This is a genomic window from Tamlana flava, assembly GCF_041287255.1.
In the GTDB taxonomy this organism is placed as follows: domain Bacteria; phylum Bacteroidota; class Bacteroidia; order Flavobacteriales; family Flavobacteriaceae; genus Tamlana; species Tamlana flava.
In genome coordinates this window covers 700,747-721,718 of record NZ_JBGGTX010000001.1, presented here as the reverse complement: position 1 = coordinate 721,718, position 20,972 = coordinate 700,747, and the positions used below count along the sequence as shown (strand labels likewise).

The window sequence follows — 20,972 nt, the reverse complement described above, 5'->3', positions numbered from 1 at the left end:
AGCAACAAAGTTACGCATTATATGGCTTCTTTTAAACTATTTCTAATAATCCATAAAGCCATGGCAAAATTTGTAAAAATAAGTATTCCACCATAAAGTAGGGGTTCATTAATGTATGAAAGCGAAATTATTTTAAAGGCATCTGATAAAAATGCAATGATAAGATATGACGAGATGCATACAAACGTAATCCCCAAAGTGAAATTGAGCTTTTTGTTAGGCTTTATAATTTGCCATAAAAATGGAATTGCAAACAATAAAATGGGATATGCAGCTATACCTTCCTGTTTGTTAATTACCGTAAACCAATACGCAGAAACTGTGATAAAATAGAGGTAAGGAATTAAATTTGTGTATTTATTGATTAGGGACGACATAAAATTGTCTTTTGCTATTTGAAAATCAGTTCATTATAAAAATAACAAAAACCAATTTTTAAAATTATTATAACTTTTAATTATAACAATTTTTTAACTAAATATGAAAATAACACGTACCTTTGCACGCTCAAAATAGGCACCGTTATGGCTAACATTAAAAATATTGCAATTATTGCACACGTAGACCATGGTAAAACTACCTTGGTTGATAAAATTATGTATCACTGTCAGTTATTCCGTGAGAACGAAAATACAGGCGATTTGATCCTTGACAACAACGATTTGGAGCGTGAAAGAGGTATTACGATTACTTCAAAAAACGTTTCGGTAGTATATAAAGACACAAAAATCAACATTATAGACACTCCTGGTCACGCCGATTTTGGAGGAGAAGTAGAGCGTGTTTTAAACATGGCTGATGGAGTTTTATTGTTGGTTGATGCCTTTGAAGGCCCTATGCCGCAAACACGTTTTGTACTTCAAAAAGCTATTGATTTGGGGTTGAAACCATGTGTCGTCATCAATAAAGTTGATAAGGAAAACTGCACACCAGATGAAGTTCATGAAAAAGTGTTCGATTTAATGTTCGAATTGGGTGCCGAAGAGTGGCAACTGGACTTTCCAACTGTTTACGGTTCAGCAAAAAACAATTGGATGAGCGACGATTGGCAAAACCAAACCAGTAACATAGAGCCTTTGTTGGATATGGTGATAGAACATATTCCGTCGCCAAAAATTGAAGAAGGCTCTACTCAAATGTTGATTACATCATTAGATTTTTCATCCTTTACAGGTAGGATTGCGATTGGTCGATTAACCCGAGGTATTCTGAAGGTCGGCCAAAATATTTCCTTGGTGAAAAGAAATGGAAGTATTGAAAAGTCAAAAATTAAAGAACTGCATACATTTGAAGGTTTAGGTCGTAAAAAAGTAGATGAAGTTCAAGCGGGTGATATTTGTGCCATTGTTGGTTTAGAAAATTTTGAAATTGGTGATACTGTGGCCGATTGGGAAAAACCAGAAGGTTTGAAAACCATTGCTATTGATGAACCAACCATGAGTATGTTGTTTACCATTAACGATTCTCCTTTTTTTGGCAAAGATGGAAAGTTTGTAACGTCAAGACATATTAAAGAGCGTTTGACTAAAGAATTGGAAAAGAACCTTGCGCTTCGAATAGAAGAAACCGGTAGTGCAGATAAGTTTATGGTCTTTGGTCGTGGTGTACTCCACTTGTCCGTTTTAATTGAAACCATGCGTCGCGAAGGGTACGAACTTCAAATTGGACAGCCGCAAGTTATCATTAAAGAAATAGATGGTGTAAAATGTGAACCAGTTGAGGAAATGACCATAGATTTACCCGAAACAGTTTCGGGTAAAGCCATAGAAATGGTAACGTTAAGAAAAGGCGAAATGCTTAGTATGGAAGCTAAAGGAGAGCGTATGGTTTGCCAGTTTATTATCCCTTCCAGAGGTATTATAGGTTTGCGTAACCAATTGTTAACTGCAACCGCTGGAGAGGCTATCATGGCACATCGCTTTAAAGAATATCAACCTTTAAAAGGCGGTATTCCAGAACGTCAGAATGGTTCCCTGGTTTCAATGGAAAAAGGTCAAGCAATTCCTTATTCAATTGATAAATTACAAGAAAGAGGTAAGTTTTTCATCGATCCGGGAGAAGATATTTATGAAGGACAAGTTATTGGTGAAAACTCACGAGGTGATGATATGACCGTTAACGTTACCAAAACAAAAAAGTTGAGTAATGTACGTTCTTCTGGAGCTGATGAAAAGGCAAAAATAGTTCCTGCAATCAAATTCTCTTTAGAAGAAGCTTTGGAATATATCCAAAAAGATGAATATGTTGAGGTAACTCCAAACCATTTACGTATACGTAAAATCTTTTTGACAGAAGTAGAGCGTAAGCGAAATAAATCCATTTAAAATTGGAGTTTCTGGGAGTTTCATGGGTAGAATGGATTGGTTATGCTGCCATGGCAACGGTGCTAATTTCATTTTTAATGAAATCTGTAGATAAATTACGAATAGTAAATGCTTTGGGGTGTTTACTATTCGTGTTTTATGGCTTTGTTCTTCAGCCGTTATTAAAGCCCATTATAATAACGAACTTGGCCATTCTTGGTATTAACATATATTACCTTGTTAAAAAAAGCAGGCTTAACTCATAGGAATTGATGAAATCGTTATTTCATATGTTTCAATATAGGATATTAGCCATAAAGCTATTTTGTATATTTGATTCCTTAAAAAATATGCAATAATAAACTGCTCAAATTTTTGTTATTAGTGAGTATTTTGTTTGTTTTGATTGTTTAATAAGCAACGGTTAAACTTCACATTAATTGAAAAAACTAATTGATTACATAAATAGCAAGGTTTTAGTGGAAATGGCATCGTTGCAAATAGCCTCGGTAATAACTAAAATTATTGCGGGCATATTAACATCTAAGGCTATAGCTATGTTTATCGGCCCTGTTGGATTGGCCTTGGTTGGCAACCTGCGTAATTTTGTTAGTGCTTTTCAAACCATTGCCACCGGTGGTTTTTATAAGGGAGCCGTTAAATTTATTTCCGAATTTAAGGACGATTTACACAAACTAAGCAAAACAATATCTACGATTTATTATGTTGGATTTATTCTAACAATATTGGTGTCTTTTTTTTGCTATTTTAAGGCAGATTGGATAAACAATGTCATATTTCCAACATCAACCAAATATGCCTACGTTATTCAGATATTTGCAATAGTTCTTCCTTTTTATGCTCTGAATATGTTGTCGTTTTCTATCATAAATGGCTTTTCAAAGTATAAAATTTTAATTATAATCAATATTATTGGCCAGATTTTAAGTGTATCGGTAGCGCTTTTGTTAATCTATCAGAACAAAATTGATGGAGCACTAATATCTGTCGTGATTGCTGAGTCCCTGATATTTTTAATAACATTAGTTGGTATAATCAATAGGCGAAGTTTGGTGCCGCTCATCAAAGCCAACAATTTAAGTTTAAGTTTGTTTAAAAAATTAGGGCCATATTCATTAATGGCCGTTTTTTCGTCCGTTTTGTTGCCGTTTGTTGCTATTGCTATTCGTTCTTATATCATTGATAATATAGGGTTTAAAGATGCTGGGTTTTGGGAGGCAATGACTAGGATTTCCAAATATTACCTGATGTTCGTTAGTTCATTAATTGCATTGTACCTTCTACCCAGATTTTCAGAAATTGATACAACAAGGGAATTTAAAAAAGAAGTTTTTAGTTTTTATAAAACGATTATTCCTTTTTTGTTGGTGGGATTGTTGCTAATTTATTTTTTGAAGCACTATATTGTTCTTGGCATTTTTTCAGAAGAATTTCAACCTGTTGAAGATTTATTTTTATGGCAATTATTGGGTGATTTTGTTAAGGTGTTGTCCATTGTAATAGCTTACCAGTTTTTGGCTAAAAAAATGTTTTGGCACTATGTTTTGACTGAGGCATTTTTAGTCATCATTCTTTACATCACCAGCATTTATTTTATTGACATAGTGGATGGTGCCAAAGGTGCTGTCATAGCCCATTTCGTGAGTTATTTAATGTATTATGGCATTATTTTGCTCATTTTTGGAAGTTCGCTTTTTGGGGTAGAGGCAAATAACGATAGCTCCATTTAGGTTTTTAATCCACAATTATTGTGGTATTTAATAGTTGTAATGGGCTTTTAAAACTTTATTTGACTATTTTTGTGCTTAAAATATGTTTTATGCAATTTCTTTATTTTGATCCAGGATTGGGGGCAATGATAGCCCAGGCAGTAGTAGCTGCGGTAGCTGGTGTGCTAATGTTTTCTAAGAATATAGTTTATAAAATAAAAGTGCTTTTGGGTTTGGCAAAGAAAAATGATATTTATGATGATATAGATATATCTGATTCCGATTTGGAAAACGAATCTAAAAGTGATAAATAAAAAAAATCATTCAGCTTCCTTTAGAGACCCCTCGGGCTATATTTTTATTGACCAAGGTGTAGTTAAACGAAGAATAAATCCCATATATTTCGATCAGTATAAAGCCTTAAAAGAAAAGGAGCTTTTTAAAAAATTATTTTCTGCAAGTTGGTTAGTAAAGCATAAGGAAGTCTTTTCAGATGACTCACAAATTATCATTGAACCTGAACATATTCCTTTTGTTACTTACCCTTACGAATGGAGCTTTGGCCAATTTAAAGAAGCTGCGCTACTGACACTAAAAATTCAAAAATTTTGTTTGGATAACGATATGTCCTTGAAAGATGCTTCTGCTTTTAATGTTACATTTTTCAAAGGTAAAGCCATATTCATAGACACTTTGTCCTTCGATTTTTATCAAGATAATGAACCCTGGCGTGCATTTAAACAGTTTGTTTCCCATTTTTTAGGCCCGCTTCTTTTGGCACGATACCATGGTGCTTCTGTATTAAATTCATTAATCAACTATATTGATGGGGTTCCAGTAAAAATTCTGTCCTCAATGTTGCCATCTAAAACAAAACTCAATCCTTTTGTTTATTCCAACGTTCACTTGTTGGCAAAATATGAGGACGAGTATAAAGCCGACTATAAAGGAAAGACCAAAAAATCTACATTGTCCAAAAAGGCTCAACTGAATATCATTAAGACTTTGTATGATTTTATTAAGAAAATTGAGCTTAAAGAACAATCGGAATGGGGAGATTATTACAATAAAATAAATTATTCTAAATCTGCATTTGAGCAAAAGTCTAAAATCATCAATCAATGGATCCGTGATTTGAAAATCAAAACATTGATCGATATTGGGGGAAACGATGGTACTTTTGTTAGACGAATTGATACTGACTTAGAACAAGCTTTAATTTGCGATATAGATAATAATGCGGTAGGCCATAATTATAAAATATTAAAAGATAACGGTGAAACCTATATAACACCATTTGTGCTGGATATGTTAAATCCATCTCCTGCTATAGGCTTTAATAACAAGGAACGGGATTCTTTTTTAGAGCGAATAAAAGGTTTTAAACCAGATATTACTTTGGCATTGGCGGTAATTCACCATATGACTTTGTCTGGAAATATTCCTTTTGTCATGTCCGCAGAATTTTTTGCATCATTTTCTAACTGTCTAATTATTGAATTCCCCAAAAGAAAAGACTCATGGGTAGAACGGTTGCTAAATGCCAAAAGAGAATTTAAAGAACATTTCAATTTTTACAACATTGAATCTTTTGAAGAGGCCTATATTGAATCTTTTGATATTGTTGAAAAGCAAGAAATTAAAGATTCTGAACGGGTTATGTATTTATTAAAAAATAAAAATGCTTAAAGGAATAAGAACCAGGATATTAAAATTTTTAAGCAGCCCGAAAAACCCACCATTAATCATCGGATTATCAGCTGGTGTATATCCACTCTTAAAATATTACAATTCAAATTTTCCCCTTGTTAACTCTTTAATACATTTGATTGTATTTATACTGGTATTTTTAATTGCACCAATAATTATGGCCTATTTAATAAAGGCCATTGGAATAAAATTGAATTTTTTTAAAAACTATCAAGCATTAATGTTTACCTTTTTAAACTTAAATTCTTTTGCTATATTGGTGGTTGTAAGTACTTGGGGGATAAAAAAGCAAAGTTTAATTATTGCGTTATTAATTGCTACTTTTTGTTCTTTTTTGCTAAAAAAACACCTTAAAAAAGTTATTGTTTTTCAATTTATTATGGCTCTTTTGGTTGCTCCAAAATTGATTCCAGATGTTTATAACCAATTTTTCACAAAAGACGAATGGAAACATTTGCCCGATAACATTGTTGAGGCTAAATTCAAAAGAACTCCCAATATTTATGTGGTACAGCCCGATGGTTATGTAAGCCAAAAAACCTTAGAAAATGGATTATATAAATCAAGAAGTGGGTTGTATGGTTGGCTGGAAGAAAACAATTTTAAGGTTTATCATGATTTTAGAAGCAATTATCCTTCTACTTTAGTTGCTAATGCGTCTTTCTTTTCAATGAAACATCATTATTTTGGAGAAACATTATTCCCTTCGTTAGAAATGCCCAGGGCTAGAGAAATAATTAATGGGAACAATAGTGTTATTAAGATTCTGCAGAATAATGGTTATAAAAGTTATTTTATTGTTGAAGACGAATATTTACAACAAAATTTTGCAAAAAGTTACTACAACTATCAAAACATCTCCAGAAACGAAATTCCAGTTTTTAGTAGTGGACAAAATGTAAAAAAAGATGTTCATCAGGATTTAGAAAATGTCCTTAATATAACCTCAAACCAAGAAAACCCTAATTTTGTCTTTATAGAAAAATTAATCCCACATCACGTTCATTTTGAGGATACTATTGAAGCAGAACGAGAAGATTATTTAGAGAAAATAAACAAAGCCAATATTTGGATAAAAAAAACAGTAAGTTTAATTAACAAAAAAGACCCTAACGCTATTATACTTATAGCTGCAGACCATGGTGGTTGGGTTGGAATGGGAAATTACGATAGTTTTCATTCAACAAATAATAACCTATTGGTTAATTCAATATTTAGTGGGTTATGCGCTATTAAATGGAGTGAAATAGATGGTTCTAATTATGATTCAAAATTGAAAAGCACCGTTAATATTTTTAGAATTCTATTCTCTGCTTTAAGTGAAGATACGTCGTATTTAAACCAGTTGGAAGAAGATGACAGCTACCATTTGAGAAAAGATAAATTATTTGGGCTTTCTGTTTATAAATTGATTAATGAAAAAGGGGAAGTTATCGAAGATTTAAGAGAAAAATAAAGTATGGGTGAGTATAAGGTTGTAAAATATACATCGCAATTTTATAATGAATGGAATCAATTTGTTGAAGAATCCAAAAACGCTACATTTTTATTTCATCGGGATTTTATGGAATACCATATTGACCGATTTCAGGATTTTTCATTATTGATTTTCAAAAACGAAAAGCTAGTTTCTATATTGCCTGCAAATAAGTTAGATGATAATGTTTTTTCACACAATGGGTTGTCATACGGAGGTTTTGTTTTAAGTAAGAAAGTTTCTTTTAGTGATACCTTAAATGCTTTTCAAGCGATGTTAAATTTTTTAAAAGATTTTGGGGTTAAAACATTGTCTTTAAAACTACTTCCAAAAATATACAATAAATTGCCCAGTGACGAAATTGACTATATACTTTTTAAACTGAATGCTCAATTGTTTAGAAGAGACATTACAACTACTATTGATCAAACTGTCCAACTCAATTTAAAATCATCAAACAGGCTAAGAAATTTAAATAAGGCAATAGCTAAAGGCATTGTTGTTAAAGAGGCCAAAGATTTTAATGACTTTTGGAATTTAATTTTAACGCCTAATTTGAAAGCAAAGTATGGCGTATCTCCTGTACATTCGTTAGATGAAATTGAATTGCTAAAAAATAAATTTCCAAATAACATCAAGCAATTTAATGCATATATAGACGGTAGTATTGTGGCTGGGGTTACTGTTTTTGAAACAAAAAATGTGGCGCATGCCCAATATATTTCAAAAGATAATAAAAAAGTTTCAGAGGGAGGGCTTGACATTATTTTTGACTTTCTTATTAATAAAGCATATCAAGACAAGAAATTTTTTGATTTTGGTATATCAAACGAAAAAGAGGGTCGTTTTGTAAATGGAGGTTTGCAGGCCTGGAAGGAAAGTTTCGGGGGGCGTTCAGTTTCTCACGATTTTTATAAAATTAATGTCGATAACTGCTATCTTCTAGATAATGTATTTTTATGATAAAGTTTTTAGGTCTTCAAAAAGTAAATGGGCGTTTTCAAGAAGAGTTTCAAAACCAATTTGAATCGTTCTTGAATTCAGGGAACTATGTTTTAGGAGAGCAAGTTTCAAAATTTGAATCTGAGTTTGCTAAGTATTGTGGAACAAACCATTGTATTGGTGTTAGCAATGGTCTTGATGCACTTAAACTAATTTTTGAAGCCTTTAAAATTCTTGGTAAACTTAAAAAAGGCGACGAGATATTGGTACCAGCCAATACCTATATTGCTTCTGTTTTGGCCATAAGCCATTGCGGGTTAAAACCAATTTTGGTAGAGCCTGATATAAAAAGTCTAAATATCGATTCAAGTTTAGTAGAAAACTTTTTGTCTCCAAAAACAAAAGCTATTTTAGGGGTTCATCTATATGGCAATTTATTTGATGTTGCGCGTTTAGAGGAAATATGCAAAAAGCACCATTTGTTGCTTATTGAAGATGCTGCCCAAGCCCACGGAGCTAAATATATTGATGGACGCAGGACTGGCAATGTCTCGCATGCAGCGGCTTTTAGTTTTTACCCAACAAAAAACCTTGGAGCACTTGGAGATGGTGGTGCAATAACTACAAACAGCGATGATTTAGAAGTTGTAATAAGGAAATTGAGAAACTATGGGCAAACAACAAGAAATATATATGATTTTAAAGGATATAATTGTAGGCTAGATGAACTCCAAGCATCCTTTTTGAGGGTGAAATTGAAGTATTTGGATGAAGACAATAAAAAGCGTCAAGAAATTGCTAAATTTTATCTTGATGCTATAAAAACGGAACATATAATCCTTCCTGATTCCAATAATTTGGAATCTCATGTTTTTCATCAATATGTTATAAGGCACGAAAAACGAGACAATCTAAAGAATTATCTGTATAAAAATGAAATAGAAACTTTAATTCATTATCCTAAACCCATTCACAAACAGAAGGCATTTAAAGAACTCAGTCCTTTAAAACTTCCTGTAACAGAGAGGCTCCATAACGAGATTTTAAGTTTGCCGATTTATGTGACGCTAAGTCAAAATGAAATGAGTAAAATTGTATCTGCAATAAATAAGTTTAGTTGAAATTTTTAAAACATCATAAAAATTTATTTCTAATAAAACTGTTTTCGGTAAATTCCTTAGGAGTGGTTGGAAAATCGCTTTTAGTTGTTTTTACCCAAAAGATAGTGGCCGTTTTTTTAGGCCCTGAAGGCATGGCCTTAGCTGGTAATTTAAAAAATGCTCTTGCATTTTTAGGTTTAGGAGTGACGTCGGGTGTAGACCAAGGTCTTTTAAGTTATCAATCAAAATATGAAAACAAAAGTCGATTGCTGAACAAACTATATGGCACCTCAATGGCTTTTAGTATTGTTGGAAGCATTTTGGTTTTTTTTGTGCTGTTTTTTGGTTCTAAGTTTTGGAGTAACTATCTATTTAGCACGCCAAATTACAGTTATTTATTTATCATATTGTCTTTTTTATTGCCCTTTATAGCAGTTTATAACTTGTGTTTTAGTATTATTAGTGGTAAGTCAAATTATAAAAAAGCAACCTTAATATCTTTTGTTTCTAGTGCTTTATCGGTAGTGTTGGTTTTGTTATTGGTAATCAACTATCGGTTATCAGGGGTTTTACTTGCAATTACACTAACTCCTATTTTGCAGTTGTTAGCCTTGGCTCTTCTTGGCAAGAAAGAAATTCTTTTATTGTTTAAAAATAGAATAGAATTTAATAAGCTTTTTAGGTCTAGATTAGTGGGGTTTATGATTATGTCTTTTGTGGCAGTTGCTTTGAACAATTTTGTTGACATAGAGCTAAGAAATTATCTAATTGAAAAACTTTCTACTAAAGAAGCAGGGTATTGGACTGCTATTTCTAGTTTGTCAACCTATTATTTATCTTTTATGGCGGGTATTTACACACTTTACATATTGCCAAAATATGCGAAAATAGATGGTTTTACCGAATACAAATTTGAGCTGATTAACATCTATAAAATAATTTTACCAATATTTTTGGTCATGTTTATTGTGATTTATTTATGTAAGGGTTTTGTCATTAAGACTTTGTTCTCAGATGAATTTTTGCCTATGGAAATACTTTTTAAGTGGCAGTTAATCGGCGATTTTGTAAAAATTATAGCAGTAGTAATGGCTTATCAGTTAGTAGCAAGAAATGAATGGAGGTTGTTTATATTGACAGAGTTTGTTTCGTATATTATATTATATTTTCTAGGGGTTTATTATATAGAAAAAAATGGTGTTGAGGGCATAGTATTTGCTCATTTTGTACGTTACCTATTATATTTGTTAATTATTGTGCTGTCTGTTAGGTATGCTTTTATAAAAAGAAAAGTAAAATGAAGTTAAAAACAAAAAAAATAGAGGTTTTAAATATTCCTATAATTCATGACCCAAGAGGTAATTTGGCCGTTATTGAAAAAGAAGTTGTGCCTTTCGAAACTAAGCGGGTCTACTACTTATTCGATGTTCCTAGTGGTTCGAGTAGGGGTGGGCATGCGCATAAGGAACTGAGTCAGTTTTTAGTCGCGTTGAGCGGTAGTTTTGACGTAATAATAAAAATAGGAGAAAAAACAGAAAAGGTTACCTTAAACAATCCATCTCGGGGATTACTGATTACACCATGTGTATGGAGAGAGTTGGAAAATTTCTCATCTGGAGCTGTTTGCTTGGTAGTTGCATCAGACGTTTATAAAGAAGAGGATTATATTTGCAACTTTGAAGAGTATCTACTTTATCTTTCTAAAAACGAATTGTAGTTTTCTGAAAAGCAAAAACTGACTGGACAAATAATTGAAAAAATCAAAACACGTTCTGCTTCCTTTCAATGATTTAAACATAGCCTTACCAAGTACTTTATCTCCAAAATATCCTGCCAAATGCAGTTTGCTTTTGTTTGAATATTTTTCATAATCTTCCATAACCTTTGGAAGAAAATTGTATTTTTTCGAAAAGAATTTTACCAAATTTAGCATTTGCTTGTTTAAGCTTAACTGTAATTTAAAATCCTTTTGGTTGCTATAAGAATCAGTATGTATTCTATATACATGCAAAGATTCATCAACCCTATCAAAATCGGTGTTCATAACCAAATCAACAAGTATAGGGTAATCTTCAATAGTGATATTCATTTCCAAATATGTATTAAAATCGACAAAATTTAAAAGATGAACTCGGTTATAGCAAATCCCTACGGGATATATTTGACCTGTCAAAACTAAATGCTTATAATACTCTTTACTGCTCTTTATTTGAGAATCGTTATCAAATGCGATGACTTTACTAGTTGTGGTAAATAGTTTGTCGTACCCACTATCAATAAAACCAAGGGATGGATTTTTTTTAATGACATCAACCATTTTTTGAAGAGCGTAGTCTTGTTTTAAATAATCGTCTCCAGCAATATCAAAAACATAATCACCTCTACACCTATCTAGAGTTGTTTTAAAGTTTTTTAGAATACCGAGCTGAGTAATATTTTGCCTGTAATCAATAAGGTTTGGATATTGCTGGGCGTACTGGTTTAAGATATTTGGCGTATTGTCGGTAGAGTTATCATCTCCAATTATAATTTCAAAGTCGAACGAAGTTTTTTGCCTTAAAATAGATTGCAATGTTTCTTCAATATAATTTTCGCAATTATAAGTTAAAAGGTGGACGGAAAGTAACGGTTTGGAATTCATATTAAAATGACGAAACTCTTATGTTGTTTTTCAAAAGTAAAAGTTTAATTCTGTTTAATATGATAATAATAAATCTGGGGCCTTTTAATAGAAGTTGTTGCTTTATTGAAAGATTATTGTAGTTAATGTTTTTTAAGATGGTTTTCATCTTTTTGGTGTTGTTTTCTATTTTATATTGGTAGGCAAAAATGTACCTGTAAAGATCAAGGTATCTTTTTAGTGAATCATTGCCATTTGTCCAATTTTCATAATAATCTAGGTTTGGGATTTCCTTTTCAGAAATACCGTTTCTGGTCATTTGACGAGGAACATTGAAGTTTTTTTCTAAAAGGGCTTTAAAATAATAAGCGGTTTTAAATTTAGAACCATATTTTATATAAAAATCAATGTCTTCTGCAAAGGTTATTTTAGGATTAAAAACATCTGCCTCATCAACCATATTTTTTTTAAAAGCCATCGAACTTGGGCAAAAAATACATTGGTACATGTTTGCCTTAAAAAAGTCGTCTATTACAAACGATTTGTTTTTTAAGGTTTTTGATAAGTTCTTCTCAGGTTCTAAAGTGTTTCCCAATTCATATATTTCTAAATAGTCTGTGCCATATATGCTTGCCTCAGGGAACTTGTTGTAAAGCATTTTTATACTTTCAAGATAATTAGGCATCCAAATATCATCGGCATCAAGTAATGCTATTACCTTTCCTTTTGCGTGAAGAACACCTCTGTTTCTAGTAGCTGAAAGGCCGAGGTTTTTTTCGTTTTCAAAAACTTTAATACGGCCATCTTTTATGTTTTTAACTTTGTTTAAGCTATTATCAGTGCTACCATCATTAACCACAATTATTTCATAATCTGTAAACGTTTGACTCAAAACACTGCCTATGGTGTCTTTTATATATTGTTCCTTGTTGAATAGTGGTATGACTACTGAAAAAAAAGGCATTATTTATGTGTTTTTAAAGAACAAAAATAACCAAGTCGGTATAGATCAAAGAGAAACAGAGATGGGTTTTTGGAAAGCAATTGATTTTCAAAATACACTCTCAATAATTTATTTACAAAAAAGTATTTTAACAAATGGTGTAAATAAATCTTTCTAATGTAAAAATAAATTTTTGAGATTAATGTATCATTGTACGAAATTAAACCTTGGTCAATGAATAGAGATAATGCCTCCATAGATTGTAATGATTTAAGCAAAAACTGTTGGCTGGTTTCCAATCCTAAATGATATACAGGATTGTTAATATGTGATACATTTACCTTTTTACGCTGTAATTCTAAGGCAAATAGAGTGTCTTCATGTCTTAAATTTGGGATATCCTCATTAAAAGAAACTTTTTTAAACACATTTTTATGAATTAAAAAACTTAAAGTTAAAAAACGCAAATATGGTTTTAAATTTCGTTTTTCTTTAGATAGGGCTTCGCGCTTTTTTCCATACTTCCAACGCAGCATTTGATTCTCCGCAGGTGGGGTATTTTCGTATAAAATGCCACCATAAATAACTTCAGATTGGTAATTTATCGAATTTATGTAGGTTTCAATAAACGAATTATTAACAGGCATAACATCGGCATCCAAAAAAAGCAACCATTGAAAATTAGCTTGATTTGCCAACAAGTTTCTTATTTTGCTTCGTCCAATATTGGATTTAAGAATTTGAAATAAACAGTTTTGCAAAGTATTTATTTTCTTGTTTGCCTCACTTATTTCAACATTTGTAGAAGCATCGTCTAAACAAATAATTTCAAAATCAATGTTACAAACCTTGGCTTGTTTGTATAATTCTTTAACTAAAGAAACAATGTTACAATTATATGTTGGTATTAAAATTGAAAGCATTATTTTGTTGCAATTAATACAGTTTCAGGTGAAACAAAACCATTTTTGAAATCAATTTGCTCTTTTTCAAAAGTTTTAATTATAACCCTAAAACCTGTGTTTTCCAATCTTGATTTTAATCCAATAACCGAATAAATTCTAATATGGTCGTGTTGGCCAAAATGTTTGGTGCGTTCTTCGGGTGATTTTATAGAGTAATCTTCATAAATATCTCCATTTTTAAATGGTGTTTGGATATAAATTGAACCGTTGGGTTTTAAGACCCTGTAAAGCTCACCCATGGCTTTTTTGTCGTCAACAACGTGTTCTAAAATGTGATAGCAAATAATTGTATCAAATTTATTGCTTTCTTGGTCTATTGCTGTAATGTCAAAATGGTAATCAGCAATAAATTCATTTTCAAAATCTGAACTGAAATAATTAATGCTTTTTGTCTTCTTGAGTTTTCTGAACAAACTTCTCGATGGTGAAAAGTGCAATAGGTTTCCGTGTAAGGCTTTGTTATCATTTAAAATTTTCCACAATCTTCGGTTTCTTGATAAACTGCCACAAAATGGGCAAAGTAAATCTTTATTTTTTAAGAAAATAAACGTTCTTAAATCTTTAGCACAAATATTACAATGATGGGTGCTTCCTTTATAAAACAGACCAAAAACATTTCTAAATAAAAGCTCGTTATTAAAGAGGAATTTTTTTGGTATTATAGTTTTTATGCTTCTTTTTATATGACTATACATTTTTAACCTTTCCGTTGCACCACTTCATAAACTTGATTTTCGTCACACCGTAGGGTTTTGCTGGGATATTTTAGAAGTAGCGCATAATCGTGAGTGGCCATGAGTATGGTATTGCCATTTTTATTGATTTCCTGCAAAACTTCCATAACTTCAACACTGGTTTGAGGGTCTAAATTTCCAGTGGGCTCATCGGCCAAAATAAGTTCAGGATTGTTTAATAGAGCCCTTGCAATGGCAACTCGCTGTTGTTCACCACCGGAAAGCTCGTGTGGATATTTAAAACCTTTGGTTTTCATGTCAACTTTTGCCAATACTTCTTCAACACGTGTGTCCATTTTTTCTTTGTCTTTCCAACCAGTGGCTTTTAGCACAAAAAGCAAATTATCATTAACTGTTCTGTCTATCAATAATTTGAAATCTTGAAAAACAACCCCTAATTTTCGTCTTAAAAAAGGAATTTCTTTATCGGTTAGTGTTTTCAAATCGAAATCAACAATACGGCCTTCGCCTTCCTTAAGGGGTAAATCGCCATAAAGGGTCTTCATAAAACTACTTTTTCCCGTTCCGGTTTTTCCAATTAGATACACGAAATCACCTTTGTTAACTTCAACATTAACGTTGGAGAGCACAAGGCTTTCACCTTGAAAAATTGATGCGTCCTTTAATTGTAAAATTGGATTTGCCATAAATTAAATTGAAGTTTTCGGTGCTGTAAAAATATCACTAAAAAAGTAAAATCTTAAAAACTAACGATTAAAACTTTCCTTTATTTTTCCAAGTAAATTTACTATTAATAAGTTGGTTTATAATTCTAGCACGATTGTTGCGTTATAACTTTGAGTTTAAATTATCTTTGATCATCAAATTAAAAACGAACTTTAATGACTATAAAAAATATGGTTTCGCTGTTGTTGGCGTTTAATTTTAGTCTACAAATCTTAGCACAGCAATCAGCCACTTACACCAGTAATTTGGTAGAATACCAAAAGGCGTTATCGCTATATAATAATCAACAATATCGTGCTGCACAGTCTTTGTTTGGGAACATTAAAAAAACCGCAGACGAAGAAGTATTGCAATCCGATTGCTCCTATTATGTTGCCAATTGTGCGGTGCGATTAAACCAGCAAAACGCTGATCAATTGGTTGAGGATTTTGTAAAAGATTATCCAACAAGTACCAAAAGAAATACTGCTTTTGTAGATGTTGCTGATTGTTATTTCACCAATGGAAAATATGCATACGCCAGAAAGTGGTATGACAAAGTTGATGAAAATGCCTTGGGAAGAAAAGAGCGCGAAAAATTTTATTTTAACAATGGCTATACAGCCTTTACAACAAAGCAATATAAAGATGCCAAAAAATATTTGAGTCGCGTTGAAAATTCCCAAGAGTATGGCTCACAGGCTAAATATTATATTGGTTTTATGGCTTATGAAGGTGACGATTATGATCAGGCCAATGCCTATTTTGAACAAGTTAGCGACCAAGAACGCTACAAAGAAAAACTGTCGTATTACCAAGCCGATTTGAATTTCAAATTAGGGAATTTTAAAAAGGCTATTGAACTGGCAAAAGCACAGTTGGATAAAAGTGATGCCAATGAAGTTTCGGAACTTTCAAAAATTATAGGTGAGAGCTATTTCAATTTAGGACTGTATGGCGAAGCTATTCCGTATTTAACCGAATACAAAGGAAAGAAAGGACCCAGTGATAGAACGGGAAAATGGAACAACACCGATTATTACCAATTGGGCTATGCCTATTACAAACAGAAGGATTATGAAAAGGCCATATCAGAATTCAATAAAATAGTTGGTGGAACCAATGCCATTGCCCAAAATGCCTATTACCACTTGGGTGAAAGTTACGTGCACCTTGATAAAAAACAAGAGGCATTGAATGCTTTTAGAAATGCCTCGCAAATGGATTTCGATTTAAAAATCCAGGAAGATGCGTGGTTAAACTATGCAAAAATCAGTTATGAAATTGGTAATCCGTATCAATCGGCACCGCAGGTTTTGACTGGTTATTTGGAAAAATATCCTGAGACGAGTTACAAGGAAGAAATTGAAACACTTTTAATCGACTCGTACATTACTTCAAAAAATTACAAGGAAGCTTTGAGTTTGTTGAAAGATAAAAAGAGTTATGAAAACAAAGTAGCCTATCAAAAAGTGGCTTTTTATAGAGGTTTGGAACTTTATAATGAAGGCAATTTTCTTGAAGCTGCATCACTTTTTGATGCCTCTTTAACCGAACAACAAGACCCCGTATACACCGCTCGGGCAACCTTTTGGAAAGCCGAAACCGATTATAATTTAACCAATTATGATGATGCCTTAATTGGTCTTAAGCAGTTTCAGCAGCAAACAAAATCGTCGTCAACGCCAGAAATGGAAAATCTGGATTACAATTTGGCATATACTTATTTCAAATTGAAAAATTATGGGAAGGCTACGGAGCATTTCAATCAATTCATTTTCAAAAAGAAAGATGATAAGGTTAGATTGAATGATGCTTATTTGCGTTTGGGTGATGCGCATTTTGTGTCAAGTGAATACCAAAGTGCCATTTCAGCTTATGAAAAAGCCATAAAATTAAACGAAATAGATTCTGATTATCCGGCATTTCAAAAAGCGATGAGTGTTGGATATACAGGGGAATCTTCAAAAAAAATAAAGGAATTGGAGCAATTTGTGTCGCAATACCCAAAATCAAAATTACGTGATGATGCTTTGTACGAATTGGGTAATTCCTTTGTAAAAGCAAATGAAACAGATAAAGCGATGCGAGCTTACGACCAGTTGATAAGCGAATATAGTATGAGCTCGTTTGTGCCAAAAGCTTTGTTACGAGAAGGGTTGGTGTATTACAATGGCAGCGAAAATGAGCGTGCTTTAACAAAATTTAAAAAAGTAGCAGCCGATTATCCGAATACCCCTGAGGCGGTTCAAGCGGTTTCAACAGCCCGTTTAATTTATATCGATTTAGGTCGTGTTAACGATTATGCCAAATGGGTAAAAACTTTGGATTATGTTGAGGTTACCGACAAAGAATTGGATAATGCCACATACGAGGCTGCAGAAAAGCAGTATTTGGATAACAACAGCGATAAGGCCATATCGCAATTTAATGACTATTTAAATGAATTCCCGAACGGATTGCACACTTTGCAAGCACATTTTTATGTGGCGCAGTTGTATTACAAAAAGAACTTAAGCGAAAATGCAGCACCGCATTACAAGTATGTTGTAGAAGTTTCCCAAAATGAATTTACCGAAGAGGCTTTAACTCGATTATCACAATTTTATTTAGAGAAGAAAAGCTGGAACCAAGCCATGCCGTTGTTGAAGCGACTGGAACAGGAGGCTAACTTTCCACAGAATGTCATTTTTGCGCAATCTAATATGATGAAGGCTCACTACCAATTGGAAAATTTCGTTGATGCCGTTTCGTATGCTGAAAAAGTATTGGCCAGTTCGAAAGTAGACAATAAAATTAAAGGCGATGCCTATATCATCATTGCACGGTCTGCAATGAAAACTGGTGATGAAACCAAGGCAAAAAAGGCCTATGCACAAGTAGAAAATGTAGCAACAGGTGAAACCGCTGCCGAAGCATTATATTATAACGCTTATTTTAAAAATAAGGACGGACAATACGAAGCTTCAAACAATTCGGTACAAAAACTGGCAAAAGATTTTTCAGGTTACAAATATTACAGTGCAAAAGGGCTGGTGCTCATGGCTAAGAATTTTTATGCTTTGAATGATGCCTTTCAGGCCACTTACATTTTAGAAAGTGTCATTCAAAATTTTGCGGAATTTGATGATGTGGTCAGCGAGGCTAAAACTGAATTAAGCAAAATTAAAGCTGAGGAAGCCAAAACAAATTCATCTATTCAACCAGAAGATTAAAATTCATCAATCATATAAAACGAAAAATAAATATATGCGAAAGCACATAAAAAACATAATGGTAGTGGGAGTTGTATTAATCACCGTGAGTACACGCTCCCAAAACAGGCGAAACGATACCATAAATACAGGTGTTATTGATGTGGTAAAGCCTTATACACCGACGATTTCAGATGCCTTTAAGGTAAAGGAAACACCGTCTTTGGATGATGAAACCACCGAAACGAAAAAAGAAATTAAGTACAATATTTTTTCATTTCCAGTAGCATCAACATTTACGCCTGCAAAAGGAAAGGCCGCCACTGTTGAAAAACAAGCTCCTGAAAAGTTATATGACAATTATGCTACTATGGGCCTGGGAAGTTATACCACTATTTTGGGTGAGGTGTATCTAAACCATGCCATTAACCGAAACGAAAGTGTTGGAGGTTATGTTAGCCACCATTCTTCAGGAGGTGATATAGAAGGAGTTTCTTTTGCGGATAGCTTTTCCAATTCAAAAATCAACTTAAATTATGCCAGTAGGTTGAGGGATTTGTCTTGGAATGTAGAAGCAGGTTTTCAGCATCAAATGTACAATTGGTATGGGGTGCCAGAATCTCAGATTACTCAAGCCCTTAATGATAATATTGATGTTGGACATTCATTTTACGAAGCGCATTTTGGCGGTGATATTTCTTTTGAAGACACCTACATTAATTCAGGAAACTTCTTTTTTAGACGTTTTGGAGATAACCAGGGTTCTGGAGAAAATCGCTTAAAAATTCAATCAACCGTTGATGTACCCATTAACGGCGAAGAGATTTCAACCGATTTAATCATCGACTATTTAGGAGGAAGTTTCGATAGAAATTATTTTACAGATGAAGAGTTGAGCTATGGCAATTTCCAAATTGGGGTTTCGCCATCATATGAGTTAAAACAAGACGATTTAACCGTTAATTTGGGCGTGTCGTTATTCTATTTAAGCGACAAAGAATCAGGTAAAAGTAAATTTTATATTTATCCAAATTTTACGGCTTCATACCGTTTGGTTAACGATGTGTTGATTGCTTATGGGGGCATTCAAGGTGACTTGATTCAAAATTCATATTACGGCTTTGCCAATGAGAATCCGTTTGTTTCCCCAACCTTATTTGTAATGCCAAACGACCGACTTTATAATGCCTTTGTGGGATTAAATGGAAAGCTGTCCAGTAATATGAGCTATAATATTAGTGGCCGTTATATTTCGGATAGAAACAGGGCGCTTTATAAAACTAATGTGGTTAGAAATTTAACTCCAGAACTTGGTTATGACTACGGAAATTCATTCGGAATAGTTTACGATAACGTGGATGCGTTTAGTGCAGCAGGTGAAATAAATGTCGATGTTAATAGAAATTTCACATTAGGCTTAAAGGCTGAGTATTTTACTTATAATACCAATGATGAAGCTGAACCTTGGAACTTGCCCGATGTTAAAGGGTCTTTGTTTTTGGATTATCAAATAGATGAAAAATGGTTTGCTGGAGCCAATTTATATTATGTGGGCGAGCGCAAAGATATTTTGGAAATGGAAGGCTCATTAACACCAGAAGCAAATGTACCTACCGTTCTTGATAGTTATTTTGATGCCAATGCGCATGTGGGTTACCACGTTAACGAGCAGTTTTCAATTTTTGGAAAGGTGAACAATATTACAGATAAAGCCTATCAGAAATGGCAAAATTTCCCAGTGCAGAGCATTCAGTTTTTTGCAGGAGCAACTTATAAGTTTGATTTCTGATGGAGGAATGAAAGTTTAGCCAGATAGTCAAAATGTTCCCCCTTCAAAACCAATTCACATTTTAAACCAATGGTTTCAGATATCAATTTTAAAGTGTCGAAATCGAGGTATAGCCATTTCATGGGTGTTTCGTTTTTACCTTTGTAGCTTAAAAAATAATCGAGTTCGCCATAATAATTGGCGTTCATGTCCATCCAATAGCCACCATCATCATCTTCATACATGTATTTGATGTCAGATGAGTCAATTAAAACCTGCCCATTAGGTTTTAGTAAACTTTTCAAGTGTTTTAAGTATTTTGAAACTTGAGTTGTTTCCTGAAAAATACCTGTTCCATTCATAAGTAACAAAATGGTATCAAAAGTTTCGGTTTCTTCCAAAATGTTTTTAATTTCAGCATATAAAACACCTCGTTTTTTCGCAACTTCAATGGCACCTTTTGAGATGTCTATAGCTTTAGCCTTAAGTCCCTTTTGTTGTAAATACAAACTGTGGTTACCAGCACCGCAACCAACATCCAAGATTTTACCTTTGCAAAGCTTTAAGGCTTTTTGTTCAATTTTGGGCATTTCAGAAAACGACCTGAATAAATACGGTAGAGGCAATTCATCTTCATCAGAAATATTGGTTGAGGTAATAATGTCCTCGGTATAATCTCCATTATGGTAATCCAATAAGGCTTTTCCGAAAAGGTCTTTCATTGTAAAAATTGCAATTAAATGTAGCAGATTAAAAGTTTTAGATTCGTGATTTAAAAATCCAGATGTTCTAAAAGGTCTAACAAATCTAAATGTCTAAA

At 33.0% G+C, this 20,972-nt stretch carries 18 protein-coding genes; 11 read left to right on the top strand and 7 right to left on the bottom strand.

What is annotated here, in order from left to right:
• Positions 1–17: 17 nt before the first annotated feature.
• Positions 18–377 (bottom strand): hypothetical protein, encoded by a 360-nt coding sequence (locus tag ACB104_RS03110; RefSeq protein ID WP_370476815.1) that lies wholly within the window; start codon positions 375–377, stop codon positions 18–20.
• Positions 378–524: 147 nt separating this feature from the next.
• Between ACB104_RS03110 and typA the strand changes: the two genes are divergently transcribed.
• The 9 genes from typA to ACB104_RS03065 all read left to right on the top strand — a co-directional run bounded on the left by typA (position 525) and on the right by ACB104_RS03065 (position 10,979).
• Positions 525–2,324 carry a translational GTPase TypA gene (gene typA, locus ACB104_RS03105; RefSeq protein ID WP_370476814.1) on the top strand — a complete coding sequence of 600 codons (1,800 nt, stop codon included), beginning with the start codon at positions 525–527 and terminating at the stop codon, positions 2,322–2,324.
• A 419-nt stretch (positions 2,325–2,743) separates the two neighbouring features.
• A complete protein-coding gene (locus tag ACB104_RS03100; RefSeq protein WP_370476813.1) occupies positions 2,744–4,054 on the top strand; it encodes an O-antigen translocase in 1,311 nt (436 codons plus the stop codon).
• 89 nt (positions 4,055–4,143) lie between these two features.
• A complete protein-coding gene (locus ACB104_RS03095; RefSeq protein WP_370476812.1) occupies positions 4,144–4,347 on the top strand; it encodes a hypothetical protein in 204 nt (67 codons plus the stop codon).
• Positions 4,337–5,722 carry a class I SAM-dependent methyltransferase gene (locus ACB104_RS03090; RefSeq protein WP_370476811.1) on the top strand — a complete coding sequence of 462 codons (1,386 nt, stop codon included), beginning with the start codon at positions 4,337–4,339 and terminating at the stop codon, positions 5,720–5,722. Before ACB104_RS03095 ends, ACB104_RS03090 begins: the two co-directional genes overlap by 11 nt.
• 241 nt (positions 5,723–5,963) lie before the next feature.
• On the top strand, positions 5,964–7,199 hold the full coding sequence (locus tag ACB104_RS03085; protein ID WP_370476810.1) for a sulfatase-like hydrolase/transferase: 1,236 nt from the start codon (positions 5,964–5,966) through the stop codon (positions 7,197–7,199).
• Between the two features lie 3 nt (positions 7,200–7,202).
• The gene (locus ACB104_RS03080; RefSeq protein WP_370476809.1) at positions 7,203–8,183 is read left to right on the top strand and encodes a GNAT family N-acetyltransferase; all 981 of its coding nucleotides are present in this window, start codon (positions 7,203–7,205) and stop codon (positions 8,181–8,183) included.
• Positions 8,180–9,283, top strand: a complete 1,104-nt coding sequence (locus tag ACB104_RS03075; RefSeq protein ID WP_370476808.1) for a DegT/DnrJ/EryC1/StrS family aminotransferase — start codon at positions 8,180–8,182, stop codon at positions 9,281–9,283. Before ACB104_RS03080 ends, ACB104_RS03075 begins: the two co-directional genes overlap by 4 nt.
• Entirely contained in the window at positions 9,280–10,563 is a 1,284-nt protein-coding gene (locus tag ACB104_RS03070; RefSeq protein ID WP_370476807.1) for an O-antigen translocase, read from the top strand. Before ACB104_RS03075 ends, ACB104_RS03070 begins: the two co-directional genes overlap by 4 nt.
• Positions 10,560–10,979: a sugar 3,4-ketoisomerase gene (locus ACB104_RS03065; RefSeq protein ID WP_370476806.1), complete on the top strand. Its 420-nt coding sequence runs from the start codon at positions 10,560–10,562 to the stop codon at positions 10,977–10,979. Before ACB104_RS03070 ends, ACB104_RS03065 begins: the two co-directional genes overlap by 4 nt.
• Here the strand turns inward: ACB104_RS03065 and ACB104_RS03060 are convergent.
• The 5 genes from ACB104_RS03060 to ACB104_RS03040 are packed head-to-tail and all read right to left on the bottom strand — an operon-like array spanning position 10,950 to position 15,171.
• Positions 10,950–11,903 (bottom strand): glycosyltransferase family 2 protein, encoded by a 954-nt coding sequence (locus ACB104_RS03060; RefSeq protein ID WP_370476805.1) that lies wholly within the window; start codon positions 11,901–11,903, stop codon positions 10,950–10,952. The two genes, ACB104_RS03065 and ACB104_RS03060, sit on opposite strands and share 30 nt — an antisense overlap.
• A 1-nt stretch (position 11,904) precedes the next feature.
• Positions 11,905–12,846 (bottom strand): glycosyltransferase family 2 protein, encoded by a 942-nt coding sequence (locus ACB104_RS03055; protein ID WP_370476804.1) that lies wholly within the window; start codon positions 12,844–12,846, stop codon positions 11,905–11,907.
• Positions 12,846–13,748: a glycosyltransferase family 2 protein gene (locus ACB104_RS03050; protein WP_370476803.1), complete on the bottom strand. Its 903-nt coding sequence runs from the start codon at positions 13,746–13,748 to the stop codon at positions 12,846–12,848. The genes ACB104_RS03055 and ACB104_RS03050 overlap by 1 nt, the downstream gene beginning before the upstream one ends.
• Complete coding sequence (locus ACB104_RS03045) at positions 13,748–14,485, bottom strand: class I SAM-dependent methyltransferase (protein ID WP_370476802.1); 738 nt, start codon at positions 14,483–14,485, stop codon at positions 13,748–13,750. Before ACB104_RS03045 ends, ACB104_RS03050 begins: the two co-directional genes overlap by 1 nt.
• Before the next feature lie 2 nt (positions 14,486–14,487).
• A complete protein-coding gene (locus tag ACB104_RS03040) occupies positions 14,488–15,171 on the bottom strand; it encodes a cell division ATP-binding protein FtsE (protein ID WP_370476801.1) in 684 nt (227 codons plus the stop codon).
• A gap of 195 nt (positions 15,172–15,366) precedes the next feature.
• Between ACB104_RS03040 and ACB104_RS03035 the strand changes: the two genes are divergently transcribed.
• Positions 15,367–18,405, top strand: a complete 3,039-nt coding sequence (locus ACB104_RS03035) for a tetratricopeptide repeat protein (protein WP_370476800.1) — start codon at positions 15,367–15,369, stop codon at positions 18,403–18,405.
• Between the two features lie 34 nt (positions 18,406–18,439).
• Positions 18,440–20,173: a TonB-dependent receptor gene (locus ACB104_RS03030; protein ID WP_370476799.1), complete on the top strand. Its 1,734-nt coding sequence runs from the start codon at positions 18,440–18,442 to the stop codon at positions 20,171–20,173.
• On the opposite strand, the gene ACB104_RS03025 is transcribed toward ACB104_RS03030, so the two are convergent.
• Positions 20,155–20,874 carry a class I SAM-dependent methyltransferase gene (locus tag ACB104_RS03025; RefSeq protein WP_370476798.1) on the bottom strand — a complete coding sequence of 240 codons (720 nt, stop codon included), beginning with the start codon at positions 20,872–20,874 and terminating at the stop codon, positions 20,155–20,157. The genes ACB104_RS03030 and ACB104_RS03025 overlap by 19 nt on opposite strands.
• Positions 20,875–20,972 lie beyond the last annotated feature (98 nt).